The sequence below is a fragment of the Streptomyces sp. NPDC104096 genome (assembly GCF_055584385.1).
Genome location: NZ_JBVJMD010000145.1, coordinates 1 through 3,175, shown reverse-complemented (window position 1 = coordinate 3,175; position 3,175 = coordinate 1). Strand labels below are relative to the sequence as shown.

Here is a 3,175-nt window from a genome sequence, read left to right as displayed (position 1 = left end):
GGGCGTGCCCCCCCGGTTCCCCGGGGTCCCCAGGAAACCCGGGGACGCCCGGGGAGCCGGAGCCGTCCGCGCGGCCGCGACGAGGACGCGCTGTCGGCCGCGGACGCGGACCGGGCCACAATGGAGCAATGACCGAAAGCCCCGCCGGCCGCGTGAGCCCGGCACCACTCGCCGACCCGCACCTCGTCTTCGACCCCGTCGCGGGGGACGGCCCCAAGGACGTGGTGATCCTCGGCTCCACCGGCTCGATCGGCACCCAGGCCATCGACCTCGTCCTGCGCAACCCGGACCGCTTCCGCGTCACCGCCCTGTCCGCCGCGGGCGGCAGGGCCGAGCTGCTCGCCGAGCAGGCCCACCGGCTGCGGGTGCACACGGTGGCCGTGGCCCGCGAGGACGTCGTACCCGCGCTGCGCGAGGCGCTCGCCGCCCGGTACGGGGCGGGCGAGCCGCTCCCCGAGGTCCTCGCCGGTCCGGACGCGGCCACGCAGGTCGCCGCCTCCGACTGCCACACCGTCCTCAACGGCATCACCGGGTCCATCGGCCTCGCCCCGACGCTCGCCGCCCTGGAGGCCGGCCGCACCCTCGCGCTGGCCAACAAGGAGTCGCTCATCGTCGGCGGCCCGCTGGTCAAGGCGCTCGCCAAGCCCGGTCAGATCATTCCGGTGGACTCCGAGCACGCGGCCCTCTTCCAGGCACTGGCGGCCGGCACCCGGGCCGACGTACGCAAGCTCGTCGTCACCGCCTCCGGCGGCCCCTTCCGCGGCCGGACCAAGACGGAACTGGCGGACGTCACGGTCCAGGACGCCCTCGCCCACCCCACCTGGGCGATGGGCCCGGTGATCACGGTCAACTCCGCGACCCTCGTCAACAAGGGTCTCGAAGTCATCGAGGCGCACCTGCTGTACGACATTCCCTTCGACCGCATTGAGGTCGTCGTGCATCCCCAGTCGTATGTCCACTCGATGGTTGAGTTCACGGACGGATCCACGCTCGCCCAGGCGACGCCCCCCGACATGGGAGGGCCGATCGCCATCGGTCTGGGCTGGCCCGAACGGGTACCGGACGCGGCCCCCGCCTTCGACTGGAGCAAGGCTTCGACCTGGGAGTTCTTCCCCCTCGACGGCGAGGCCTTCCCCTCCGTCGGGCTCGCTCGGCACGTGGGGCAGCTCGCGGGCACGGCCCCGGCAGTGTTCAATGCGGCGAACGAGGAGTGCGTCGAAGCGTTCCTGAACGGCGCCCTGCCGTTCAACGGGATCATGGAGACGGTGACACGGGTGGTCGAGGAGCACGGCACGCCGCGCAAGGGAACTTCGCTGACCGTGTCGGACGTCCTCGAAGCGGAGGCCTGGGCGCGAGCCAGGGCCGGGGAACTGACAGCACAGACGACGACGGCGACCGCGGAGGCGCGTGCATGACGACCCTGATGATGATCCTCGGCATAGTCGTGTTCGCGGTCGGCCTGCTGATCTCGATCGCCTGGCACGAGCTGGGGCATCTCTCCACGGCCAAGCTCTTCGGGATCCGTGTGCCGCAGTACATGGTCGGCTTCGGCCCGACCATCTGGTCGCGGAAGAAGGGCGAGACCGAGTACGGCGTCAAGGCCGTCCCCTTCGGGGGCTACATCCGCATGATCGGCATGTTCCCGCCGGGCGACGACGGCCGGATCTCGGCCCGCTCCACCTCGCCCTGGCGCGGCATGATCGAGGACGCCCGCTCCGCCGCCTTCGAGGAGCTCGAACCGGGGGACGAGACCCGCCTCTTCTACACGCGCAAGCCGTGGAAGAGGGTCATCGTGATGTTCGCGGGCCCCTTCATGAACCTGGTCCTGGCGGTGGCGCTGTTCCTCACCGTCCTGATGGGCTTCGGCATCTCCCAGCAGACCAACACCGTCAGCTCGGTCTCCCAGTGCGTCATCGCGCAGAGCCAGAACCGTGACACCTGCAAGGACTCCGACGCGCCCTCCCCGGCCGCGGCGGCGGGCCTCAAGGCCGGCGACAAGATCGTCTCCTTCGACGGGATGAGGACGGACGACTGGAACCAGCTCTCCGACCTCATCCGCGCCACCCCCGGCAAGGACGTGCCGATCATCGTCGAGCGCAACGGCCAGGAAGTCTCCCTGCACGCGAAGATCGCCACGAACCAGGTCGCGAAGAAGGACTCCAGCGGCCAGATCGTCGAGGGCCAGTACGTCACCGCCGGCTTCCTCGGCTTCAGCGCCGCCACCGGCGTCGTACGCCTGGACCTCGGCGAGTCGGTGACCTGGATGGGCGACCGGCTCGGCGAGGCCGTCGACTCCATCGCGAGCCTGCCCGGCAAGATCCCGGCCCTGTGGAACGCGGCCTTCGACGGCGCCCCGCGCGCCGCCGACTCGCCGATGGGCGTGGTCGGCGCGGCCCGCGTCGGCGGTGAGATCTTCACCCTCGACATCCCGCCGACCCAGCAGCTCGCGATGGCGCTGATGCTGGTCGCGGGCTTCAACCTCTCGCTGTTCCTGTTCAACATGCTCCCGCTGCTCCCGCTCGACGGCGGGCACATCGCGGGCGCGCTGTGGGAGTCGCTGCGTCGCCAGGCGGCGAAGGTGCTGCGCCGGCCGGACCCGGGTCCGTTCGACGTGGCGAAGCTGATGCCGGTGGCCTACGTGGTGGCCGGGATCTTCGTCTGCTTCACGATCCTCGTCCTGATCGCCGATGTGGTTAACCCCGTCAAAATTTCCTAGTCATGCGGCGTTCGTGACGGCCGGGAGCCCTGGGTTCCCGGCCGTCATCCGTTATGCGGGTTTGACCGGCGCGATGTGCCCGGGCTCGGGCGCGTGTCGTAATCTCGAAGCCCGGAGCCCGCTGAGCACGGGACCAGACCTTGATCCACGACTTGGGGTTGCACAGCAGATGACTGCGATTTCTCTCGGCATGCCGTCCGTTCCGACCAGGCTCGCCGAGCGCCGCAAGAGCCGGCAGATCCAGGTCGGGTCCGTCGCGGTGGGCGGGGACGCGCCGGTGTCGGTGCAGTCGATGACGACGACGCGGACGTCGGACATCGGTGCGACGTTGCAGCAGATCGCGGAGCTGACGGCGTCGGGCTGTCAGATCGTGCGGGTGGCGTGTCCGACGCAGGACGACGCGGACGCGCTGGCGACGATCGCGCGCAAGTCGCAGATCCCGGTGATCGCGGACATCCA

At 70.3% G+C, this 3,175-nt stretch carries 3 protein-coding genes; all 3 read left to right on the top strand.

What is annotated here, in order from left to right; genetic code table 11:
- Positions 1–128: 128 nt before the first annotated feature.
- Positions 129–1,415: a 1-deoxy-D-xylulose-5-phosphate reductoisomerase gene (dxr, locus tag ACZ60B_RS42780; RefSeq protein ID WP_469397447.1), complete on the top strand. Its 1,287-nt coding sequence runs from the start codon at positions 129–131 to the stop codon at positions 1,413–1,415.
- 8 nt (positions 1,416–1,423) lie between these two features.
- Complete coding sequence (locus ACZ60B_RS42775; protein ID WP_469397449.1) at positions 1,424–2,716, top strand: M50 family metallopeptidase; 1,293 nt, start codon at positions 1,424–1,426, stop codon at positions 2,714–2,716.
- Between the two features lie 169 nt (positions 2,717–2,885).
- A partial coding sequence (locus ACZ60B_RS42770; protein ID WP_454403360.1) for a flavodoxin-dependent (E)-4-hydroxy-3-methylbut-2-enyl-diphosphate synthase occupies positions 2,886–3,175 on the top strand: 290 nt, incomplete at its 3' end.